The following is a 21735-nucleotide window of genomic DNA, read 5'->3' on the forward strand; positions in this document are numbered from 1 at the left end:
CAAATGAATATTCCCTATAAACCTTTACTTCCCCAAACAGAACAGCCCATTGTGATTATTGGAGCGAGCGGTATTGTAAAAGATGCGCATCTTCCTGCATACGAAATGGCTGGTTTTAAAGTTTTTGGTATTACAAATAGAACGATTTCAAAAGCATACGATTTACAGAAACAATTCAAAATCGATCATGTTTTTGAAAGTGTTGCCGATGCGGTTAAAAATGCGCCGTCAAACGCTGTTTACGATATTACGGTTTTACCTGATCAGTACATCGAAATTTTAGAACAATTGCCAGACGGAGCTGCAGTTTTGATTCAGAAACCAATGGGAAATGATTTGGCTCAGGCTCGTGAAATTGTCGAAGTCTGCGAAAGAAAAAATCTGGTTGCTGCAATCAATTTCCAATTACGTTTTGCTTCTTTTGTAAGTGCAGCCAGATATTTAATCGATCAGGGAATTATTGGCGAATTATACGATTTAGAATTTAAAGTTACCGTAAATACGCCTTGGGAATTGTTTCCTTTAATTAAAGAACATCCAAGATTGGAAATTCTTTTCCATAGCGTGCATTATATTGACTGTATTCGATCTTTTCTGGGAAATCCGAAAAGTGTATTGGCAAAAACGGCCAAACATCCGCTTAAAAAATTATCATCAAGCCGATCTACGATTATTTTGGATTATGGCGAAGATAAACATGTTGTGATCAATACAAATCACGATCATCATTTTGGTCCAAAACACGAAGAAAGCTACATTAAATGGGAAGGAACAAAGGGAGCAGTTAAAGCAAAAATGGGCTTGTTAATGAACTATCCTGACGGTCTTCCTGATGTTTTTGAGTATGCATTGCCCAAAAAAGATAATGAAAATGAATACGAATGGACAGAAGTAAAATTGGAAGGTTCGTGGTTCCCAGAAGCTTTTATTGGTGCAATGTCTAATCTGATGCGTTACAAAGAAGGTTCTGACTCAACATTGTCTGCAAGTGTCCAAGATGTTTTGGGGACGATGAAAGTTGTAGAAGCTTGTTATGAAAGTAACAAAAACGGCGGAATTTCTTTTGATGAAGTGTAATTAAAACACTATATTTCAAAACCAAAAAACAAAATTTAAGTCCTCTTCAAAACAAACCTGATTTTGAAATCTATTTGAAAGAGCTGGCGAATAAAAAGAATAAATTATGTATTTTAAATCAACTTTTTTCGAAGATTATCAAATCGACGACAAACGAATAACTTTAGGCAGAACCATTACAGAAACCGATTTTGTGGTTCATGCCGGACACACGGGAGATTTCTTTCCTCATCACATGGACGAAGAATGGTGCAAAACTCAGCCATTCGGACAAAGAATTGCGCACGGAACCATGGTTTTTGCGATCGGAATTGGATTAACAGCATCTGAAATAAACCCCGAAGCTTTTTCTAGAGGTTACGACAAAATGCGTTTTGTAAAACCAGTTCATATCGGCGATACTATTCACTCTGAAGTAACTATTTCTGAAAAAGGTGAAGCCAAAAATCCAGAAATGGGAGCTGTTACAGAACACGTGGAAATTATTAACCAAAGAGGTGAAGTAGTTCTTGTTTGTGATCACCTTTTATTTGTAAAAAGAAAATCTTAAATAATAGCTTTATAACAATCTCGCAAAGTCGCAAAGACGCAGAGTTAAAAGTAAAGCAATTTGAAATACTTTGCGATTCTGCGACTTTGCGAGAACCACTAAAAAACAACTTAAAACTATCACACGAATGCAAATTACAAACCAAGCCGGCGATCTACATGAAGTGCCAACAGAAGGAGGAAATCAAAAGCAATATCTTTTGCCTTTTATCCTCGTTACATGCCTATTTTTTCTGTGGGGAATGGCCCACAACTTAGATTCAGTTTTAATTCCGCACTTGAAAAAAGCTTGCGAATTAAATAATCGCCAGTCTACTCTAATTGATACCTCTGTATTCTTTGCTTACTTCATTATGGCGATTCCTGCAGGAATGCTGATTAAAAGATTTGGTTATAAAAACAGTATCATAACTGGATTATTAGTTTTTGCTGTTGGAGCCTTTTTGTTCGTTCCAGCAGCTAATACCAGAACTTACGAATTGTTTCTATTTGCTCTTTTTGTAATTGGATGCGGTTTAACTATCTTAGAAACTAGTGCAAACCCATACGCAGCGATTTTAGGGCCAGCAGAATCTTCTTCAAAAAGATTGAATTTAGCGGCTTCTTTCAACGGATTAGCAGCAATGGTAGCTCCTATTGTAGGTTCGCTATTTATCTTATCTGGAACAAATCATACAAAAGAACAAATGGCGGCAATGCCTGAAGCTGAAAAAGCGGCTTATTTATTGGGCGAAGCTGCTTCTGTAAAAATGCCTTATATTGTTTTGGGGAGCATCTTAGTTTTGGTTGCTGTTATATTTTATTTCGTACAATTACCTTCAATGAAAGCGACTCATGCTGAAGCTGAAATTAAACCAGGATTTTTCTCTGTTTTAAAATTCAGACATTTAAGCTGGGGTGTTGTAGCTCAATTTTTCTATGTTGGTGCGCAGGTTTGTATCACAAGTTTCTTTATCAGAATTGCACAGCAAGGAGCTGGATTAGATGAAAAAACGGCTGGATATTATTTAGGAATCTATGGTTTCCTTTTTATGGCAGGACGTTTTATTGGAACTTTCTTTTTACGTTTCGTAAAAGATTATGTTTTATTGTCAATCTACTGCGTAATGAGTGTTTTATTATGTTTAGTTGCAATTTACGGTTCTGGAATTGCGGTTATTTATGCTCTTGGAGGAATTGGGTTCTTTATGTCAATTATGTTCCCAACAATTTTCTCTTTAGGAATTAAAGGCTTAAAATCGAATACAGAAACGGGTTCTTCTTGGTTAGTAATGTCAATCGTTGGAGGTGCAATTATTCCTTACGGAATGGGAACTTTAATCGATATGAATCACGATGATATTCAGTCAGGATATATTATTCCGCTAGTTTGTTTCTTGATTATTCTTTCTTTTGGGGCTTTTGGCCATAAGGTGAAAGCGGTTTCTGAATAGTTTTTTTGCCACAGATTATTTGGATTAAAAAGGATTTTTTTTAGCCACTAATTTCACGAATTAACACAAATTTATTTTAATAAAAAATTTAAATATCAATTGCCTCCAGCTTTAGCTGGAGGTTTTTTGTTTATCCAAATAAAAGGCTTTAGCCAAACTTTTGCGCCTAGTTTGGCTAAAGCCAATAAATGTAGAATCTAGTAACCTCCAGCTAAAGCTGGAGGCAATTCATTTTAGCTACGAATTAGCATAAATTACACCCTTTTATAAAAATAAAAATTCGTGCTAATTCGTGAAATTAGTGGCTATATAATAATCAAAAACGCCTCCAATTGGAGGCGTTTTCTTTTAGTCATGTTTATTAATGGTGTTTGCCATTACCGTGATCGTGGTTCTTGTCTGACTTATTTTCTTTGTTTTTTCCTTTATCATTTCCGTAATGATTTCCGTTGTTGCCTTTTGGTTTTTCTCCTCTATTTTTTTGAGGTTTTCCGTGGTAACCTTTCGGATATTCAGTTCTGTGTTTTGTGTGATAATAGTACGGAGCATCTCCTCTATAATCTGTCAAAACTACTTTATAACCAGAATACAAATCATAATTTCTATATCTTGACGGAAGTCTTCTTTCACGAACCCATTTTCCGCTGTTGTCGTAAATAAATACGCTTTGATTTACATCATAATATACATCGATGTCTGGCAAATAATAGTATCTGCTGTTGTCGTAACCTAACGGTCCCCAATTTGGAGGTGTACCAATATTTACATTTACTGATACCTGAGCTTGAGCAAAAAATGCACTCATAAAAAGCACTGAGGCGAATATAAACTTTTTCATTTCTTTAGAATTTAAATGTTAATCTTAGTAGATATTAATCGAAAGTAATGCCAAAGATTTACGATTCAAGCATTCATTATACAAAATCATCAAACTAATCGACGGAGAGCGTTTTTTAAACGACGTACTTTTCAAAAAACCGTCTCAGGTTTTGAGACGGTTTTTATCATTATAAACAATTATTTCCAACCACCACCCAACGCTCTGTACAAATTAATAACAGCTTGTAATTTTTGCAGGTTATCATTAACTCCGTTCAATTGTGCTGCTAAAAGATTTTGTTGAGATGTTAATACATCTGTATAGTTAGTTGCCGAACTGTATTCTAAAAGTTCTTGTGTAAAGTCGACTGCTTTTTCTAAAGCTGCAATTTGTTTCGCTCTAGAATCTTCTTTTTCAACAGCCATTTGGTACGCATACAAAGCATTTGAAACTTCCTGACCAGCCACTAAAAGACTTTGTTGGAAATTGTTGTATGCTTGCAATTGTTGTGACTGCGCTGTAGTCAATCTCATTTTATTTAAACCATGATTAAATAAAGGCTGTGTCAATCCTCCAATAATCGAATAAAAAATAGAGTGGCTGAAGAAATCATTCAACTCTAAATTTGAAAATCCTGTACTTGCTGTAAGCGTCAAACTAGGGTAAAAATAAGTTTTAGCCAAATTAGTCGACTCAAAAGCGACTCTGAAATTAAATTCCGCTTGACGGACATCAGGACGATTATTCAATAACTGTGCTGGCATTCCGATTGCGATTTGTTCAGGAATAATTTGTGTTCCCAAAACACCTCTATCAATTGGCCCAGGCCCTTGTCCAAGTAAAATATTTAAAGCATTTTCGGTTTCACGAATGCTTTGTTTCAAATCTGGAATCAAAACTTCAGCAGCGTGCTGATTGGCCTCACTCTGAACAACAGCGGCACCAGTTACAATTGCTCCTTCTTTTAAAGCTTTAATGGTTGCAACGTTTTCGATACGGCTTTTTAAGGTTTCTTCCGTAATTTTTAACGATTCATCATACGATAATAACAAGAAGTAATTATTAGCAATATCTGCAATTAATTGCGTCTGAACGGCTTGTTTTGCAGCATCTGAAGCTAAATAAGTTGCTAAAGCTGCTCTTTTAGAACTGCTTAATTTTCCCCAAACATCAATTTCCCAAGAACTGCTTACGCCTAATTTGTAAGTAGTTGTTAAAGTATTAATATTGATTCCTGCCGGAAAGTTTAATCCTGCCTGAGATTGCTTGTTATGCGTTACGTTTGCATCCAATTGTAAGCTTGGGTAATAAGCCAATTTACTCTGACGCAAAGAAGCTCTTGCCTGAACAATATTCTCAATTGCATTTTTCAGATTCAAGTTTTGTTCTAAACCTTTCTGGATTAATGCATTTAATTTTTCATCTTTAAAAACAGTATTCCAAGGCATGTCTGCAATTGTAGTCGAATCGGTTGTACTCTGATCGCGATACAATTGATCTGTTTTTAAAGTTGTGGGACGTTCGTATTTCTTGGTAACAGAGCACGCACTAATGAGTGCGGCTGTTATTACCAGTAAAATATATTTATTAGAACTATTCGTCATTTTTGTTGTAATTAAATTTTACTCTTTGTGAGCTTCTATTAAATGAATTTCGTCTTCATCATCATCGTCATCATCATAACCATCTTTCGCTGGACCACTTATTCTTTCTTGCAAATTTTGGAAAATGATAAACAGAACTGGAATAACAAATACTCCTAAAATGGTTCCGATTAACATACCTCCAACGGCACCAGTCCCAATAGATTTATTACCAACAGCACCTGCACCTTTGGCAAACATCAACGGAACTAATCCTAAAATAAAGGCAAACGAAGTCATCAGAATTGGACGTAAACGCGCTACTGCTCCTTCAATAGCAGCTTGTACAATTGGAAGTCCTTTTCTTCTTCTATCCAAAGCAAATTCGACAATCAAGATACCGTTCTTCGCTAAAAGTCCGATAAGCATGATTAAGGAAATCTGCAGGTAAATATTACTATTTAATTTAAAAATAATCGAGAATAAATACGCTCCTGCTAATCCAAACGGAATTGATAATAATACTGCAAATGGCAAAATGTAACTTTCGTATTGTGCACTCAGTAAGAAATAAACGAAAACCAAACATAAAAGGAAAATGAATATCGTTTCACTTCCTGAAGCTAATTCCTCACGCGTTAAACCTGAAAACTCATATCCATAACCTGCAGGAAGATTTTCCGCTGCCACTTCCTGAATTGCTTTAATAGCATCTCCAGAACTATAACCTGGTTTTGGTGCTCCTGTAATCGAAATTGAGGTAAATAAGTTAAATCTCGAAATAGATTCTGGTCCAAAAACTCTGGTCATTTTTACAAACTCGGTAATTGGCGCCATGTTTCCTGCGCTGTTTCGAACGAAAATTTTATTCAATCCCTCTGTATTAGCTCTAAATTCAGGAGCTGCTTGAACCATTACACGGTATTGTTTTCCGAATTTATTGAAATTCGAAGCATACAATCCTCCGTAATATCCTTGCATGGTCGACAGAATAGTATTTACAGAAACTCCTGCATCTTTCGCTTTCGCTAAATTAATATCCATCATATACTGAGGGAAACCAGGGTTGAACGGCGTTGTCGCATATTGAATTTCCGGACGTTCCGATAATTTCGCTAAGAATTCATTATTCACTTTATAGAATTCAGAAGTCGTATGTCCTCCTTTATCCTGCAATTGGAATTCGAATCCACCACTTTGTCCAAAACCTTGGATAGTTGGAGGCGAAATGAAGAAAATACTTGCTTCACGAATACCGCTTGTTTTAGCAAAAAGCTGTCCAATAACATCATCAACACTTAAATCACGCTGATCCCAAGGATATAATTTTACAATTACCATACTGTAGGCACTACCTGCTCCAGCCGTAAAGTTCTGTCCGACAATACGAAGTGTATTTTTAACTCCAGGAATGGTTTTCGCAATACTATCTACCCTTTTAGCAATAATATCCGATCGTTCCATAGAAGCTGATGGCGGCAAACTAATATTAGCGAAAACAGTTCCTTGATCTTCCGAAGGTACGAAAGCAGAAGGCGTAGTTTTCATCATATAAACCAACGCAGCACCAGCAATTACAATTGAGGCCAATGCAATCCATTTTTTCGCAGAAAGGAAACTTACAGAACGTTTGTATCGTGCTGTAACATTATCGAATGCCACGTTAAATGAAGTATAAAAACGCTGTAAATAACTTTTATGTTTGTGATCATCTGCATGCGGTTTCAATAAAAGCGCACATAAAGCCGGACTCAAAGTCAAGGCATTTACTGCCGAAAGAATAATCGCAACCGCCAGTGTAATACCAAACTGTTTGTAGAATACCCCAGTTGATCCGTTAATAAAGGTTACTGGAATAAATACCGCAGCCATTACCAAAGTAATCGAAATAATCGCTCCCGAAATTTCGTCCATCGCGTGAATAGTCGCTTTTTTAGCCGACTTATATCCGTGGTCGAGTTTGGCGTGAACAGCCTCGACGACGACAATCGCATCATCGACCACAATACCAATGGCGAGTACCATTGCAAAAAGCGTCAATAAGTTGATCGTAAATCCGAATAAATTCAGGAAGAAGAATGTACCCACAATCGCAACCGGAACCGCAATTGCCGGAATTAAAGTCGATCTAAAATCCTGAAGGAAAATAAATACTACGATGAAAACCAATATAAAGGCTTCAACCAAAGTGTGAATTACTTTTTCAATAGAAGCATCCAAGTTCTCGTTAACATCCACCATAATAGTGTACTTCATTCCTTTTGGGAAACTTTTTGCAGCTTCTTCAATCAGTTTTTTAGAATTGATAATTACATCACGAGCATTAGATCCAGGAGTCTGGCTAATCGCCATTGCTGCCGATTCTACTCCGTTTGTTTTAATCGTTGACGAATAACTTAAAGATCCTAATTCTACTTTAGCTACATCTTTAAGTCTAAGCATCTGTCCATTTCCAACAGATTTTATAACAATGTCTCCAAATTCCTGAGCACTTGTTAAACGTCCTTTGTATTTAATTACATATTGAAATGCCTGATTTCCGTTTTCACCAAATTTACCTGGTGCTGCTTCGATATTTTGTTCTGCTAAAGCTGCCGAAATATCACTTGGAATCAGTTTGTATTGTTGCATTATGTCTGGTTTCAGCCAGATTCTCATCGAGTAATCTTTGGCACCAAAAACCGTTACATCTCCTACCCCAACTACACGCTGAATTTGCGGTACAAGGTTAATCTTTGCATAGTTTTGAAGAAACGTCTGATCGTAAGCTTTATCATCACTATATAAAGAGAAAATCAATAAGTTACTACTCTGACTTTTGGTTACTGTAACCCCAGCCTGAGTTACCTCCACTGGCAATAAACTTGTTGCTCTAGAAACCCTGTTCTGAACGTTTACCGCAGCTAAATCAGGATTTGTTCCTACTTTAAAGAAAACTTTGATCGAAGCATTTCCGTCATTTGTAGCTGTAGAAGTCATGTAAGTCATGTTTTCTACACCATTAATCTGCTCCTCAAGCGGAATCACGATACTTTTAAGTACCACATCTGCATTGGCTCCAGTATAACTTGCCGCAACGTTTACAGTTGGTGGCGCGATATCCGGATATTGGGAAATCGGTAACTCAATTAGGCCTAAAACACCTAAGATGACGATAATAACAGATATTACCGTCGAGAGTACGGGTCTTTGTATAAATTTTTTAAACATTTTTTTTATTTTAAATCGGCGTAAACTGCTTCTTGGCTTTGATTATTAGGTTTAATTTCAGTTCCTTCTTTCAATGAAGCTACTCCTTCTAATACAATTTCATCTCCAGCTTTTAAACCGCTTGTTACCACATAATAGTTTCCTGCAGAGTTGTCCAACACTGTGATATTAGCATTTGTCGTCTTTTTGTCCTTTCCTACAACAACTGCAAACATTTTATCTTGTAATTCGAAAGTGGCACTTTGAGGAATTATAATGGCGTCTTTAACGTAGTTCGGAATTTGCACTGTAGTACTGCTTCCGCTTCTGATAATTCCTTTTGGATTTGGGAAACGAGCTCTAAAATTTACAGTACCTGTTTCTGTATTAATTAATCCGTTTACGGTTTCTATTTTTCCTTTTTGATCATAAGTCGAACCATCAGAAAGTACCAAAGAAACATCTGGCATGCTTTTAATCTTTTGGTTTAATGAACCTCCTGCGTCTTTAGTAAAATTTAGCAGTACTTTTTCATTCATTGCAAAATAAGCGTATACATTACCAATACTTGAAACTGTTGTTAAAGGTTCGGCTGTATTAGAACTTACCAAACTTCCTAATCGGAAAGGAATTGAACCTACAACTCCATTTACCGGACTTGTAACGGTCGTATAACCTAAATTAACTTTAGCATTTACTAAAGCTGCATTTGCTTGTGCTAGAGATGCCAAAGCTGACTCATAAGTATATTGAGCCGACTCTAAATCATATTTGCTAATAATTCCTTTTTCAACCAATGGTTTTACTTTATTCACAGCCAATTTAGCCGAACTAACTTCTGCTTGAGCACTTTTAATGCTTGCTGTCGCAGTACGAACTTGCTGCTCATATTCTGGAGCGCTAATCTTAAATAAAGGCTGTCCTGCTTTAACTACAGCACCTTCATCAACAAAAATTTTATCAATATAGCCTTCAACTCTTGGGCGAATTTCTATATTTTGCTGTCCTTGGATACTAGCAGGAAAATCGCTGTTTAGTGTCGCTGATTTTAGCTGTAATGTCACAGTCTTATATTCTTTAATCTGCGGCGCACCTCCGGCTTGAGCCGATTTATCATTTTTACCGCAAGAAGCGATAATAAGTGATGCTGCGAGGATGCTTAAAAATGATTGCTTAGTCATTGTGAAAAATGTGTAATTATCGATTATATGTGAACAAAAGAAATAAAATATAAGATACGAAATTTTTCAAATAGACGAACAGCAAGAGACAATCGATAAAGGCAAGATGAGAACCGATGGTTTTATTTAAAATATTAAACAAGCGTTTAATTTTCATCTTATCGGCTCTAAAATGCTTTTTAGAGACTCTAAATCCCGTTTTGGCGATTACCCCAAAATTGTATTTGAATAAAATGTAATATTGTCCATAAATATCAAGAATTACAATGGGACCAAGCTTTTTCAGACCTTACTTATTTACCGGATTACACATACTGAGCTGGGTATTATTAGGCTTTATAATGCTATTTTACATACCTTTAACTTGGAATGTAACACTACCTGGTGTCTTCTGGCTCTGGCAAATGGTCTTATTGATTTTATTGATCATCATTTTTTATTCGAATGCAAGAATTATAGTTCCAAGAACCATTTTTAAAGACAATACTTCTCCTTTTCTAGTTTGGGCTTTTATTACGATTTTTGTTATGCAGGTTATTGCATATTTTTATACTTCACAAACTGATCTTCACACCAAAATAAGTTTGATTCTAGGATTCAAAAAATATAAAAATCCTTATTTTGACAATTACGTTTTAATGCTTAGTTTACTTGTTTTAGGAATAAGCACAAGCTGGGCCATGTTGCAATATTGGCAAAAAGCGGCTCAGCATAAGCAAAAATTAGAACAGGATAAAACGGCCGCAGAACTTGCTATGCTTAAGGCACAAATCAATCCGCATTTTTTCTTTAACTCGCTTAATAGCATTTATTCACTTACTTATACTGATATTGAAGATTCTAGGAATGCGCTTCACACTTTGAGCCGTATGATGCGTTATTTGCTTTACAGCACAGAAGAAAAAACAACGTTGCTGAAAGAAGCTGAATTTATGAGAGATTTCATTGCATTAATGAAACTTCGTGCCAACAGCAAATTGACTATTATAACAGATATTCCTGAAAAAATACACGATTACCCAATTGTTCCGATGTTATTACTACCTTTAGTAGAAAATGCTTTTAAACATGGTGTTCATGCCACCGATAAAAGTGAAATTTACATTAAGCTTACGCAAAATGGAAGCGAGCTCGAATTTGAAGTTGAAAACACTTATTTCGAAAAAACAGCAGTTTCTGATGTAGGCGGAATTGGTTTGACCAACACCAAACGAAGACTGCAATTGATTTATCCGAATCAGCATTTTATTTCTTTTGGAGTTACGGATCACGGAACATATAAAATTAAATTGAAGATAAATTTAGAGCAATGACAGTATTAAAATGTATAGCAGTAGATGACGAACCATTGGCTTTAAGACTGGTAGAAACCTTTATAGAGCAGACTCCGTTTTTAGAATTAATTACGACCTGCGACAATGCTGTCGATGCCATGGGACTTATCAGGGAAACAAAACCAGATCTTGTTTTTTTAGACATTAATATGCCTAATTTAAGCGGAATGGAATTGGCAAGATTAATACAAGATCAGCCTGGACCTTTACCAAAAATTATTTTTACTACGGCTTACAATCATTATGCAATTGAAGGTTATAAAGTTAATGCGGTAGATTATCTTTTGAAGCCTTTTAGTTACGAAGAATTTTTGCGTGCTTCAAGCAAAGTTTTACAATTATCTGAAGAAGCCAATAATAACTTTAATACTATTGCTGCCGATGATGAATTTATCTTCTTGAAGGTAGAATATCAATGGGTTAGAATTTCGCTAAAAGATATTACGTACATAGAAAGTTTAAAAGATTATGTAAAAGTACATCTTGAAGATTCGCAGAAAGCCTTAATGTCTCTTATTTCGCTTAAAGCTCTAGAAGAAAAACTTCCTTCTTCAAAATTCATGCGTGTACATCGTTCTTTCATTGTCTCATTAGATAAAATAAGTGCCATCAGTAAAAACTCCATTTTTATTGATAAAATAGAAATAACGGTTGGCGAACAATATAAAGAAGCCTTTAAGACATTAGTCGATAAATGGCTGAAATAAATTTAGAATAAGAATTACAAAATCATGGAAAAAAGATCAAACAAATATTACTTAACATTAAGCCTTAAGGAATATGCAAATGGTGAAACCGAACCAGCAAAAGAACTCGGAATAGAATTTGATAATCACGATGAAATCTTTGGAATTATTGAAAGAATAAAGTCTAAAAACATTTTCGCAAACGAATCTGAAGCTGTTCAGTTTGCTTTAGGATTAAAATTATTCAGCGAAATCAAAATAAAAAATCGCAAAAATCCTCTTTTTGACGAACTAAATGAAGTTTTTCCAGTCTTCATGAAAAAACTAAAAAGCCTTTAAAAATACCTTTAAAGGCAAGACCTCAGCTTAATACTTCTTGAATTTTAGAACGTTAAATTTCTGCTAAGAAAAGAACAAACCCTTGTTTTGTGGCAATATTTTGTAACAATTTTCCGTTCCAATAAGGCATGTCCCACTAAATGCTTTCCAAAAGAAGTTTAATTTCTGTTTTTTGAAATTCATCTGCTTCATAAAAAATGGCGTCAGCATTTAGGCATTCTTAATTGAAAATAAAACGGAGTATTCGCTCGAAATTAACCATTTCGATTTTTAATGAATCTCTATTCTTTCTAGAAATGTTCGGTAATGCAAAAATTTATTTTTAACCACCAAAATGAAAGCATTATGATAATTCGAAAAAGTATATTTCTTCTTGCTGGAGTTCTAGCGTTGAACAGCTGTTCTAATAACGACAATACTGAAGGAGGCACAGATCCAGGACCAACAGGACCTCCAGTAGAAACTGGAACCGCAAACACTACTTATAAACCAGCATTTTCTGGACAAACACGAGCAGGAAGCATTCAAACAACCACCGAGGTTGAATCTAAAGTAATCACCAACGGTTTAAGCGCTCCTTGGGGAGTTGCCTATCTTCCTGACGGACGTCTTTTGGTAACCGAAAAGGCAGGAAAAATAAAAATCGTAACTCAAGCAGGCGTTATCAGCAATGCCTTAACTGGCGTTCCTGCTGTTAATCCAGATAGTCAAGGTGGTTTATTAGGAATATGCCTTGATCCTGCATATACTACTAACCGAATGATTTATTGGGCTTTTTCTGAAGTTGTTGCAGGCGGAAATATTACCGCTGTAGCGAAAGGTAGAATTTCAGACAACGAAACAGCTATCGAAAATGTAACGGTTATTTATCGTTCAAATACACCAAACGCTAGCACATTACACTACGGAGGCCGAGTTTTATTTGACAAAACAGGAAATCTCTTTGTAAGCATTGGCGAAAGATCTGTATTAGAAACACGTCCTTTAGCACAATCTGTTACCAGCAGTTTGGGAAAAGTTGTTCGCATTACAACAAGCGGACAAGCAGCGCCAGGAAATCCTTCTTTTACACAAACGGGAGCTTTACCAGAACTTTATAGCATTGGACACAGAAATCCGCAGGGATTGGCAATTCATCCAACTACGGGCGAATTATGGCAAAGCGAACATGGTCCGAGAGGTGGTGACGAAATTAATAGAATTACAGGCGGAGCAAATTACGGCTGGCCAACAATTACTTACGGAATCGAATATAGTGGTACGAAAATTGGAGAAGGAATTACGCAACAAACTGGAATGGAACAACCTGTCTATTACTGGGATCCTGTAGTGTCACCAAGCGGAATGACTTTCTACGCTGGAAACCGTGTTCCCGAATGGCAAAACAATCTTTTTATTGGTGCTTTGAGCGGTATGCATATTGTGCGTTTAGCTTTTAAAGACAATAAAGTAGCCGGAGAAGAAAGATTATTGGCTGGAGAAGGGCAAAGATTTAGAGATATTACTCAAGGAAAAGATGAAGCATTATACGCCGTTACCGATCAAGGAAGACTTTATAGAATAGATAAAAAGTAAACTTGTTCATTATACATGCCAAAAGAAACGCCCCAAATATGGGGCGTTTGTATTTTATTATTTTTTTGTTTCAGGTTTCAGGTTTCAGGTTTCAGGTTCCAAGTTAAACGCAACGGAATAAAACATGAAACTTGAAACTTGAAACTTGAAACCTGAAACAAAACAATTAAGCTTTAGCTTTTCTTTTTACTGTACAGCCAATTTCTTTAGTTTGTGTAATTGCTGGTTTTTGTCCGCTTTTTAATGATGCAATAACCTCTTCTGCATATTTTGTTTTTTGCGGATTATTTCCTTCTGGATCATTATCAATTGCTCCTACATATTCTACAACATTTCCTTTTGCCGTTTTAGAAACGATAAAGATGTGAGGCGTACGTTTTGCTCCATATTCATCGGTAATTTTTTGCCCTGGATCAAATAAGTATGGGAACGGATATTTCTTGTCTTTTGCCAAATCTTGCATTTTAGCAAAAGTATCTGCTGTAGATGCCTCAGGATCATTTGGATTAATTGCAATTACAGGATACCCTTGCGGTTTGAATTTTTTATCCAAATCGATAATTCTTTGCTCGTATCCTACTGCGTAAGGACAAGTATTGCAAGTAAAAACAACAATATATCCTTTTGCATCTTTAAAAGTTCCAAAAGAAACGTCTTTGTTGTCCACGTTTTTCAGTTTGAAATCTGGTGCTGCGTCGCCCGCTTTTAGTGTTACGCCACTTTGTGCATGCGAAAGAAAAGCAGAAAATGCTAATGCTAGTAATAAGATTATTTTTTTCATAATGGTTTACAGTTTTTTATATTCAGTTAATAATTGTTCGTAGGTAAATTCACTTTCGACAAATTTTCGTTTATCATTTTTAATAAAAAGCGTTGCCGGAATACTTCCAGACCAACTTGGATCTATTCTGTCAATAAATTCTTGAGGATTACTTTCGTTTAAAAGAAAAACTTCATTTTTTAGATTTTTCCTTTTTACAAACGGAATCACATTTGAAGTTAGTTTCGATTTAAAATCTAGGCTAACTAACAAAACAGCCAATTTTTCTGATTTATACTCTGCTCCTAATTTCTCAAAATGTGGCAGTTCTTTTATACAAGGCGCACACCAAGTCGCCCAAAAGTTAACGACGTAAGTACTGTCTTTCCCATTTTTGATTCTCTCATTAAGCTGATTGATATTTATCAGTTTCACATTCTGACTATAAGCCGAAACGGAAATAATACCGAATAAAAATAGATAGAAAAAAGGCTTTATTTTCATGAGAAGAATGCTTTAGAATTAATTTGTTTCCTACAAATATAAAATAATGATAAATTAGTTTTTGTTAATGAAAGTTTAATGAGTGTTCTAAGCTGCTGAGTGACTAAGATTCTAAGATCCTAAGTTCTCTTCAAAATCTTATTCAATTTCGTCACATCCTCTTTATAGCGCGGGTAATCAGTTATATTTCTTACGCTGTGATTTTCGGTATTTGTCAATCCGATATCTTTTATTTCTACAAAAGGAGACTGTATTACTAATCCATTTAAAATACAGTTTGAGATATATTCTGAATGTGCTTCAAACTTTGGAATTGCGTTTAAATGTTTTACAATTATGGGTTTTAAAACAGCTTTTTCATTTTCTTGTATTCCTGTCATTGGAAGAAAAAGAAGAAACAGATTAGGATATTTTTCAAAAGCCAATAATTCATCCAAAGTAAAAAACCAAGCTTCAAAATGTCCTCCTAAATTGCCGATGTAAATATCATTAAGAAAAAAATTGATTTCATATTCGGCAAATTCAATTGCGTAATTTAAATTATCATTTATTTTGCCCGCAACATATCTGGGATTTTCTTCAATATCATTCTGATTAAAAAACTTCCATTCCCATTCATAAGCTTCAGTTTCATTAGTTTCCACAACTTCCAAAACCTCATCAATATTTATTTCTTCTTTTTCATCATAGCCTCTTGACCAACAGAAATAATACTTCCAGAAAAAAGTGTTATTGTTGAGTTCATCGATTTGTATTTGTCTATTCATAATTGCAAATTATCCTGAGGAGTCCACATTCTAAAAAATTTAAACATTTTGGAGTATTCTTCCCGTGGTACAAATGCGATACAAATTTCTCGGTTATCTAATGCAGACTCGGTTAAAATAATATTATCCGGTTCTTTTCCTGCATTTACAAATTCCTTCTCAGAAACTACGCACACCACTTTTTTAAATATTCCGTTTATCCACATCTGCATATTTTCGTTTTGTTCAAATTTTCTAAAACAGGCCAAAGAAGCATGCGCAGTTATTACCGGAACCAATTTGTCCGGAACGTCCTGTTTTACTAAAATGTACATTTTCATACTAAATCTTATTTTCTTTTTGAGTATTATATCAATTCAATGATGTTTCCAACGGCTTCTTTATCTGATAACAGATCATAAACTATTGAATTTATCAGAACAACTTTTCGAATATTATTTTTTGTCTGTCTGATAATTGTTTGGCGATTTTACCATAATCTTTACTTTGTCCAAACGTAGTATACATCACACCTTCCCAGCAATAATCTGCCATTTCCTGAACATTAGTCCCACTTTCTGAATATTCTTTTAAATCTTCTTCTGTAAAATAATACGAAACAAAATTCTCTTTACTATCCAATAATAACTTCAAGCTATTTTCATTTGTAAAATAAGAAATGAAAGCTTTATTATGCGGATGTTCTTGCATGGATAAAACAGCATTGATATAAACTTTTATTGATTTTTCGTTTATTCCGAATTTCTCCAGAAACACTGGTGTAAATTTCTGTTGAATAGACTGATGTTCCCCATCTATTGTTTGATAATAATCGATCAGCGTATCAAAATATTTTTCATCTTGTAATCCTAAAGCAAAAACAGCAAAAGTTGAGGGCATAGCACAATTTTCAGCTTCAAGATTGGTGTACCATTCGTATTTCTTTTTTGTAAGAGCAATATATTCTAAAATGCTTTTATGCAGATTTGGATATTCTACCGCTCCAGCAAAAAAATAATTCTGTCCGCATTTTGGAAGTCCTTTTACAGGAAGTAATTCTTTTGTTTTGGACGAAAAACTAATTTCAAAGCTTTTAGGAAAATCAGATTTTAGAAGATTGTTAACGAAGTTTAATGCTTTTTCGTAACTTTCTTCTGTTTCGGTAATCAGTTTAAGACTTATTTTAGCAAAAACATCATTTGCTTTACCCACAAAATCTTTGTCTTTGTATTCTGTCAGCTCTTTTGAAAGTTTTCCTGTTCCGTACTTTTTAAGTTGTTCTACTTCGTCAGAACCTAATTCCGTTACGACATCAAAATACTCATTTGCTGTAACTGTGGCGTAACTTGGTCCATATTTTATATGAGAAACAGCAATATAACATATAAAGCTCAGAAGTTCTTTTTGTTCTTCTGTCAATATAGGTTTCGGAAGTTCTTCTTTTGTTTTGGGTATAAAAATCTTGTATTTACCTTTTTTTACTCTTTCAAAACTATTAAAAACCAATTCTTCAGCTTGCAACCCTAATGTATAACGGTAGCTATCGAATCCGTTAAGTTTTCTAAGTTTTTCAACAAACGAAATGTAAAACTCTTTTGAAAAAGGTCTCGTCTGGAAAAAATATTCAATTATGGGAGATAACAGAAATTTTTCACCCGAATCTAATACATACGGATTTGGATATGCTTTATCAATTTTAACGGTATTATTATCAATCGCTTCAATGAATTTTTCTAAAAGCGCTTCGTTACCTTCTATTTTTACTAAATAATTTAATTCTCTCATTCTCTATTTTATTGTCACATTTTTAATTTGATTATTCTTCATCCTCCTCATCATATTCTTCATCATCATAAGAAAGATAGGACCAATCTATGCACATATTATCCAAAACAGCATCAAATCGTTCCTGATCGCTTGATCCGATAAAAGCTCCTGTACAATTGTTTTCCTGATCGAATGACAAACTGATCACCTCATAAAAATCATCCGTATATACTTTTTGATTTTCTCTGCTGATGTTAGGAACAAGCGTATAATTCTCTTCTATAAACTTTACAATTTGCAGGTCAATTTCTCCCAAGTAATTTCCATTAAATTGAAGTCCGCCCAAAGTACCGTTGAAAACAGCCATTAGCAAAAAAAAGTCTTCTATTGTCTCCGTTTCAATCTCCCAATCCGATTTTTCTATTGTGTCGTAATTACCATATACTGGTGAATTATCCTGTGATAGATCTTCCTTTTTAATTCCCCAAAAAGCTACGTTTTGATTTTCTTCATAAAAAACCAAAAAATCATCATCAGAAAATCCAATTTCATTTTCAGGTTTCAAAAGTCTGTTAAAGGAGTAATTAAGGTTTTCCTCATTTCCTAGTTCTAAGTAATATTCTTTGAGTTTTGAAGGAAGATTTACATTTAATGTTTTCTCTAAGTTGAGAATTTGATCTTCTGAAAATCCGTAGTTTTCATTTTCAGACAGGTTATAAAGGCGTTTAATTTTTTGAATATAATTCATGTTAGGCTTCTATTTTTAGGAAGTCAAAAATAAACAATTAATTACAAGCCTGCAATTACTTTATAGTGATAATCCTACTTTTCCGAAAAAGCAATTTCCGAAAATTAAGGTGTATTTTCTAGTCATGTTTTTTTGACTAATTGACTCGCTATGATTTTCGGCTCAACTTTGCAACATATTCATAAATCCGAGAGTACCTTTTAAAACTATTATGAAAATACTGTCGATACTATTAATCTCGATTTTCAGTGTAAGCTGTCAATCACAAACCAGCACTAAAATGAGTGAAGAAAAAACAAATCCGTTATTATGTGATCCTGTAAGCGGAATGTGTGAAATGCCTCTTGGCGAAAGTTCAAATGCCAAAACAGCTATTCCGACAGAAAATAAACCTATAAAGATAATTTACTATACCGATCCAATTTGTTCTTCTTGCTGGGGAATTGAACCTCAGCTTAGAAAACTAAAACTAGAATACGGCGATTATTTCGAAATTGATTATCGAATGGGCGGTTTATTGCCAGATTGGAGTTATAATAGCGGCGGAATAAGCAAACCTTCTGATGTGGCGCATCATTGGGATGAAGCCAGTTTGTATTACGAAATGCCAATTGATGGAAATGTTTGGCTTGAAGATCCGTTAGATTCTTCCTATCCTTCCTGTATTGCTGTGAAAGCAGCACAAATGCAGAGTAAAGAAAAAGCGGTTAATTTTATGCGTATTCTTCGCGAAAAACTTTATCTAGATAAAAAGAACATTGCCAAATGGGAAAACATAGCAGAAGCTGCAAAAATCGCAGGTCTAGATGTTCCGAAACTAAAAGCAGATTATGATGATGCCGAAGAACTTTTTCAAGATGACTTAAATTTAGGAAAAACTCTTGGCGTACGAGGTTTTCCAACTTTATTTTTAGCCAATGATGATAATAATCAACTAACTGTTTACGGCTCTAAACCTTATGATGCTTATGAAAATGCTTTAGTGGCTTTATTTCCAGATGCTAAAGCGAAAAAGTTTGAGAATAAAAATTCATTGTCAATTTTTGAAATTTATCCAACATTGGCGCCAAAGGAATATGCTGTTATTTTAGATATTTCAGTTAATGAAGCTACTTCTATTTTAGAGAAATTATATCAGCAAGGTTTATTGAATAAAAAGACGATTAAAAATGGTTCTTTATATATTAAAAAGTAATTAAATGAATGAAAGAATATTCCATTGAAACATCTGATTGCAAGAAATGTGTCGTTTTTTAAAATGATCTTTAGAATTACTGAAGGAGTTCCTTAAAGATATACTCTTTATCATATTCTATTTCAAAAGCATTCAGTTGTTTCTGGTATTCTTCTAAAAAAGTTTCTTTTTTATGATGATGTTCTTGATTTTGAATATATCGAATGACATTCGGAACGTGACTTCTTGAATATGAAAAAGCTCCATAACCTTCTTGCCATGAAAAATCGGATGACAGTTTTTGTTCTTTAATCCATTTACTAGTTTCTGTCTTTACATTTTGAACTAGCGCAGAAATAGATTGTGTTGGACGCATTCCTATAAAAATATGTATATGATCTGGCATGCTATTAACACATAACATTTTGTGATTGTTGGATTGTATTATACCCGTAATATATTGATGCAATTTGTCTTTCCAATCCTGTGCAATTAATGCTTTTCTATATTTGACTGCAAATACAAATTGTATATGCAATTGTGTGTATGTATTTGCCATTACCAACCAAACGTTCCTCTGGAACGAAAAAACATTAATCATTTAAAGTTCTACCGATGAGATGTTCCTAACGGAACATTTTCCTTTTGCTGATACAAATTTTAAAAATGCATATGTTTAGCTTGACTCCCAAAAGTCTAAAGAGTACTAGTTTAGGACAAAAAAAATGTTCCGCTAGGAACATCTCATCGGTAGAAAAAAAATGTTTGTGTGATCATCGTCCCGTAGGGACGTTTGATTGGTTTATTAAATTTCTCTCAAAATCAAATCGGCAACAACACCTAGAAAATATCAATTCAAAACAAAAATGTTCCGCTAGGAACATCTCATCGGTAGACAAAAAAAATGTTTTGTCGAGTTTCGTCGCGTAGGGGCGTTTGATTGGTTTATTAAATTTCTCTCAAAATCAAGTCTGCCACAACATCTATTGCTTGGTTGATAATATTTTCTGGCGTTCCTTTAAATTCATAACGTTTGGCAATTTGTTTTTCTCCAAAAATAATGTGTATAAAAATAGTTCCTACTGGTTTTGAATCACTTTCGCTTCCTCCTGGCGTTGTAAGTCCTGTTAATCCAACACAAATATCAGAATTAACATAACGGTAAAAATTCTGCGCCATTAACTTGGTGACTTCTGCAGATTCGGCACTATGCTGTTCAATTGTCCCCCACGGAATCTGTAATAAATCTTCTTTCATAGACGAATGATAACAAACAATTCCCCCTATTAGAACTCTTCCAGAATTAAAAACCGTAGAAAACTCATAACACATTTTGCCTGCAGACGCGCTTTCTGCAAATGCTATCGTTAAGTTCTTTTCTATTAAAGCCTCACAGCATGCCATTATCTTTTCTGATGCCATATTGATTCAAATTTAATTGCACATTGATTTCATATCAAATGTAAATTGTTCTCTTATAGTAAACTTACATAATTTCTTACAATATTTACATTATAAGTAACTGTTAATTATGCAACTATAATACTTTTTTCTATAAAACCTCCCTTCTATTTACGTGTTAAATTTGTAATTACAGCATTTTAAAAAATGCTATGAAGTACAAGCCTATAATTAAAGTTAAAGCCGAAAAAAATTACATCAACAGAAATGTTGTAGAACGTGAATACAGTAAAACTGTAAAGAATTAGCAAGTCTTCTATGCGAAGATTCAATATTGGAAAAATAACAAATCAAAAAAACACTATTATGGAAAAGCAACACAACCATGATTATGGTCAATTTGATCCTGATTATATCGAACAAAACACGCTTGTTGACGGTTCTTATTCTAATGAGGATGAGTTTAAGCAAGTTCTGAAAAAACACGATAATCGAGAATTCGGCGAAAGCGATCCTGATTATTACGAACAAAACACTCTTATTGATAATGACGATTATGCTCGTGATGAAGATCCGTATCAATATCAAGAAGAGTTTATTCAAGATCCTTCTCATTTACAAGGAGACTTTGAAACCAATATTAAAGCAGAAAATATTCCGAATCAAGAAAGAATTGTCAATGAAGATGATGACATTACGAATGACGGAACTCAAGACGATTTAAATGATGAATATGATGCTGATTTAGATTACGAAAATGACGTAGAAAAAGATAGTGATTTTGATAAAGATGAAAATTTAGATGACTTTGACGCAGAACATTATCCAGAAAATCATCCGAGAGAATAACGAAAAAATATCGTAAATTG

Annotated in this window: 21 protein-coding genes; 9 read left to right on the forward strand and 12 right to left on the reverse strand. The window is 34.4% G+C overall.

Annotated elements, in window-relative coordinates:
* Positions 1 to 3: 3 nt before the first annotated feature.
* The 3 genes from JC605_RS17320 (at position 4) to fucP (ending at position 3059) form a co-directional block, all read left to right on the forward strand.
* Positions 4 to 1077, forward strand: coding sequence for a Gfo/Idh/MocA family protein (locus JC605_RS17320; protein ID WP_198857402.1), 1074 nt, complete (start codon positions 4 to 6; stop codon positions 1075 to 1077).
* Positions 1078 to 1183: 106 nt separating this feature from the next.
* On the forward strand, positions 1184 to 1627 hold the full coding sequence (locus JC605_RS17325) for a MaoC/PaaZ C-terminal domain-containing protein (protein ID WP_198857403.1): 444 nt from the start codon (positions 1184 to 1186) through the stop codon (positions 1625 to 1627).
* Between the two features lie 127 nt (positions 1628 to 1754).
* On the forward strand, positions 1755 to 3059 hold the full coding sequence (gene fucP, locus JC605_RS17330) for an L-fucose:H+ symporter permease (RefSeq protein WP_198857404.1): 1305 nt from the start codon (positions 1755 to 1757) through the stop codon (positions 3057 to 3059).
* Between the two features lie 361 nt (positions 3060 to 3420).
* Here the strand turns inward: fucP and JC605_RS17335 are convergent, their stop codons facing one another.
* The 4 genes from JC605_RS17335 to JC605_RS17350 all read right to left on the reverse strand — a co-directional run bounded on the left by JC605_RS17335 (position 3421) and on the right by JC605_RS17350 (position 9832).
* Entirely contained in the window at positions 3421 to 3897 is a 477-nt protein-coding gene (locus tag JC605_RS17335; RefSeq protein WP_198857405.1) for a hypothetical protein, read from the reverse strand.
* Positions 3898 to 4076: 179 nt separating this feature from the next.
* Entirely contained in the window at positions 4077 to 5483 is a 1407-nt protein-coding gene (locus tag JC605_RS17340) for an efflux transporter outer membrane subunit (RefSeq protein WP_198857406.1), read from the reverse strand.
* Positions 5484 to 5501: 18 nt separating this feature from the next.
* Complete coding sequence (locus tag JC605_RS17345; RefSeq protein ID WP_198857407.1) at positions 5502 to 8672, reverse strand: efflux RND transporter permease subunit; 3171 nt, start codon at positions 8670 to 8672, stop codon at positions 5502 to 5504.
* 5 nt (positions 8673 to 8677) lie between these two features.
* Positions 8678 to 9832, reverse strand: coding sequence for an efflux RND transporter periplasmic adaptor subunit (locus tag JC605_RS17350; protein ID WP_198857408.1), 1155 nt, complete (start codon positions 9830 to 9832; stop codon positions 8678 to 8680).
* A gap of 266 nt (positions 9833 to 10098) precedes the next feature.
* Here JC605_RS17350 and JC605_RS17355 point away from each other — a divergent pair, with 266 nt between their 5' ends.
* From JC605_RS17355 to JC605_RS17370, 4 genes are all read left to right on the forward strand, one after another.
* Positions 10099 to 11145, forward strand: a complete 1047-nt coding sequence (locus tag JC605_RS17355; RefSeq protein ID WP_198857409.1) for a sensor histidine kinase — start codon at positions 10099 to 10101, stop codon at positions 11143 to 11145.
* Positions 11142 to 11873: a LytTR family DNA-binding domain-containing protein gene (locus tag JC605_RS17360; protein WP_198857410.1), complete on the forward strand. Its 732-nt coding sequence runs from the start codon at positions 11142 to 11144 to the stop codon at positions 11871 to 11873. The genes JC605_RS17355 and JC605_RS17360 overlap by 4 nt, the downstream gene beginning before the upstream one ends.
* Before the next feature lie 24 nt (positions 11874 to 11897).
* Entirely contained in the window at positions 11898 to 12191 is a 294-nt protein-coding gene (locus JC605_RS17365; protein WP_198857411.1) for a DUF3861 domain-containing protein, read from the forward strand.
* Between the two features lie 345 nt (positions 12192 to 12536).
* Positions 12537 to 13766 (forward strand): PQQ-dependent sugar dehydrogenase, encoded by a 1230-nt coding sequence (locus JC605_RS17370; protein WP_198857412.1) that lies wholly within the window; start codon positions 12537 to 12539, stop codon positions 13764 to 13766.
* A 166-nt stretch (positions 13767 to 13932) separates the two neighbouring features.
* Here the strand turns inward: JC605_RS17370 and JC605_RS17375 are convergent, their stop codons facing one another.
* The 6 genes from JC605_RS17375 to JC605_RS17400 all read right to left on the reverse strand — a co-directional run bounded on the left by JC605_RS17375 (position 13933) and on the right by JC605_RS17400 (position 18291).
* Positions 13933 to 14547, reverse strand: coding sequence for a thioredoxin family protein (locus tag JC605_RS17375; RefSeq protein WP_198857413.1), 615 nt, complete (start codon positions 14545 to 14547; stop codon positions 13933 to 13935).
* 6 nt (positions 14548 to 14553) lie between these two features.
* Positions 14554 to 15030, reverse strand: coding sequence for a TlpA family protein disulfide reductase (locus JC605_RS17380; protein WP_198857414.1), 477 nt, complete (start codon positions 15028 to 15030; stop codon positions 14554 to 14556).
* Between the two features lie 119 nt (positions 15031 to 15149).
* Complete coding sequence (locus tag JC605_RS17385) at positions 15150 to 15797, reverse strand: Imm19 family immunity protein (protein ID WP_198857415.1); 648 nt, start codon at positions 15795 to 15797, stop codon at positions 15150 to 15152.
* Positions 15794 to 16117: a peptidyl-tRNA hydrolase gene (locus JC605_RS17390; protein ID WP_198857416.1), complete on the reverse strand. Its 324-nt coding sequence runs from the start codon at positions 16115 to 16117 to the stop codon at positions 15794 to 15796. Before JC605_RS17390 ends, JC605_RS17385 begins: the two co-directional genes overlap by 4 nt.
* A 94-nt stretch (positions 16118 to 16211) precedes the next feature.
* Entirely contained in the window at positions 16212 to 17561 is a 1350-nt protein-coding gene (locus JC605_RS17395) for a DUF6138 family protein (protein ID WP_198857417.1), read from the reverse strand.
* 31 nt (positions 17562 to 17592) lie between these two features.
* The gene (locus JC605_RS17400) at positions 17593 to 18291 is read right to left on the reverse strand and encodes an SMI1/KNR4 family protein (protein ID WP_198857418.1); all 699 of its coding nucleotides are present in this window, start codon (positions 18289 to 18291) and stop codon (positions 17593 to 17595) included.
* Positions 18292 to 18571: 280 nt separating this feature from the next.
* On the opposite strand from JC605_RS17400, the gene JC605_RS17405 reads away from it, so the two are divergent.
* Positions 18572 to 19486 (forward strand): DsbA family protein, encoded by a 915-nt coding sequence (locus JC605_RS17405; RefSeq protein WP_198857419.1) that lies wholly within the window; start codon positions 18572 to 18574, stop codon positions 19484 to 19486.
* 76 nt (positions 19487 to 19562) lie between these two features.
* Here JC605_RS17405 and tnpA read toward each other — a convergent pair whose 3' ends face one another.
* Both tnpA and JC605_RS17415 read right to left on the reverse strand, forming a co-directional pair.
* Positions 19563 to 20024, reverse strand: coding sequence for an IS200/IS605 family transposase (gene tnpA, locus JC605_RS17410; protein WP_198857420.1), 462 nt, complete (start codon positions 20022 to 20024; stop codon positions 19563 to 19565).
* A 389-nt stretch (positions 20025 to 20413) separates the two neighbouring features.
* Positions 20414 to 20887 (reverse strand): CinA family protein, encoded by a 474-nt coding sequence (locus tag JC605_RS17415; protein ID WP_198857421.1) that lies wholly within the window; start codon positions 20885 to 20887, stop codon positions 20414 to 20416.
* A gap of 345 nt (positions 20888 to 21232) precedes the next feature.
* On the opposite strand from JC605_RS17415, the gene JC605_RS17420 reads away from it, so the two are divergent.
* Positions 21233 to 21715 (forward strand): hypothetical protein, encoded by a 483-nt coding sequence (locus JC605_RS17420; protein WP_198857422.1) that lies wholly within the window; start codon positions 21233 to 21235, stop codon positions 21713 to 21715.
* Positions 21716 to 21735 lie beyond the last annotated feature (20 nt).

The sequence above is a fragment of the Flavobacterium sp. IB48 genome (assembly GCF_016405855.1).
Taxonomy (GTDB): Bacteria; Bacteroidota; Bacteroidia; order Flavobacteriales; family Flavobacteriaceae; genus Flavobacterium; species Flavobacterium ginsengisoli.

Coding starts and splice junctions, on each gene's coding strand:
- JC605_RS17320 (WP_198857402.1), top strand. CDS start 4: ATGAATATTCCCTATAAACCTTTACTTCCCCAAACAGAACAGCCCATT.
- JC605_RS17325 (WP_198857403.1), top strand. CDS start 1,184: ATGTATTTTAAATCAACTTTTTTCGAAGATTATCAAATCGACGACAAA.
- fucP (WP_198857404.1), top strand. CDS start 1,755: ATGCAAATTACAAACCAAGCCGGCGATCTACATGAAGTGCCAACAGAA.
- JC605_RS17335 (WP_198857405.1), bottom strand. CDS start 3,897: ATGAAAAAGTTTATATTCGCCTCAGTGCTTTTTATGAGTGCATTTTTT.
- JC605_RS17340 (WP_198857406.1), bottom strand. CDS start 5,483: ATGACGAATAGTTCTAATAAATATATTTTACTGGTAATAACAGCCGCA.
- JC605_RS17345 (WP_198857407.1), bottom strand. CDS start 8,672: ATGTTTAAAAAATTTATACAAAGACCCGTACTCTCGACGGTAATATCT.
- JC605_RS17350 (WP_198857408.1), bottom strand. CDS start 9,832: ATGACTAAGCAATCATTTTTAAGCATCCTCGCAGCATCACTTATTATC.
- JC605_RS17355 (WP_198857409.1), top strand. CDS start 10,099: ATGGGACCAAGCTTTTTCAGACCTTACTTATTTACCGGATTACACATA.
- JC605_RS17360 (WP_198857410.1), top strand. CDS start 11,142: ATGACAGTATTAAAATGTATAGCAGTAGATGACGAACCATTGGCTTTA.
- JC605_RS17365 (WP_198857411.1), top strand. CDS start 11,898: ATGGAAAAAAGATCAAACAAATATTACTTAACATTAAGCCTTAAGGAA.
- JC605_RS17370 (WP_198857412.1), top strand. CDS start 12,537: ATGATAATTCGAAAAAGTATATTTCTTCTTGCTGGAGTTCTAGCGTTG.
- JC605_RS17375 (WP_198857413.1), bottom strand. CDS start 14,547: ATGAAAAAAATAATCTTATTACTAGCATTAGCATTTTCTGCTTTTCTT.
- JC605_RS17380 (WP_198857414.1), bottom strand. CDS start 15,030: ATGAAAATAAAGCCTTTTTTCTATCTATTTTTATTCGGTATTATTTCC.
- JC605_RS17385 (WP_198857415.1), bottom strand. CDS start 15,797: ATGAATAGACAAATACAAATCGATGAACTCAACAATAACACTTTTTTC.
- JC605_RS17390 (WP_198857416.1), bottom strand. CDS start 16,117: ATGAAAATGTACATTTTAGTAAAACAGGACGTTCCGGACAAATTGGTT.
- JC605_RS17395 (WP_198857417.1), bottom strand. CDS start 17,561: ATGAGAGAATTAAATTATTTAGTAAAAATAGAAGGTAACGAAGCGCTT.
- JC605_RS17400 (WP_198857418.1), bottom strand. CDS start 18,291: ATGAATTATATTCAAAAAATTAAACGCCTTTATAACCTGTCTGAAAAT.
- JC605_RS17405 (WP_198857419.1), top strand. CDS start 18,572: ATGAGTGAAGAAAAAACAAATCCGTTATTATGTGATCCTGTAAGCGGA.
- tnpA (WP_198857420.1), bottom strand. CDS start 20,024: ATGGCAAATACATACACACAATTGCATATACAATTTGTATTTGCAGTC.
- JC605_RS17415 (WP_198857421.1), bottom strand. CDS start 20,887: ATGGCATCAGAAAAGATAATGGCATGCTGTGAGGCTTTAATAGAAAAG.
- JC605_RS17420 (WP_198857422.1), top strand. CDS start 21,233: ATGGAAAAGCAACACAACCATGATTATGGTCAATTTGATCCTGATTAT.